Origin of the sequence: Pseudomonas japonica (assembly GCF_013522925.1) — a bacterium.
Classification (GTDB): domain Bacteria; phylum Pseudomonadota; class Gammaproteobacteria; order Pseudomonadales; family Pseudomonadaceae; genus Aquipseudomonas; species Aquipseudomonas japonica_A.
In genome coordinates, this window is the sequence record NZ_JAAMQU010000052.1 from 1 (window position 1) to 309 (window position 309).

General features: G+C 61.5%; 1 protein-coding gene. It reads right to left on the minus strand.

Annotation, left to right across the window (positions count from 1 at the left end):
• Positions 1-9 precede the first annotated feature (9 nt).
• Positions 10-309 (minus strand): ArsB/NhaD family transporter (locus tag G7016_RS24830; RefSeq protein WP_308812218.1); only part of this gene is annotated, 300 nt, incomplete at its 5' end.

Here is a 309-nt window from a genome sequence, read left to right on the forward strand (position 1 = left end):
TTCCTTGATTCAGAAACTCAGGCGCAAGGCCAAAGCACAGAGGGTGGCGACGAGGATGGGCAGGGTCAGCACGATCCCGGTCTTGAAGTAGTAACCCCAGCTGATGGTGATCCCCCGCTTGGCCAGCACATGCAGCCACAACAGCGTGGCCAGGCTGCCAATCGGGGTGATCTTCGGGCCCAGGTCGCAGCCGATGATGTTGGCGTACACCATGGCCTGCTGGACCACGCCATCGACCTCGGCGGCATGGATGGACAAGGCGCCGACCAGCACCGTGGGCATGTTGTTCATGATCGAGGACAGGAAGGC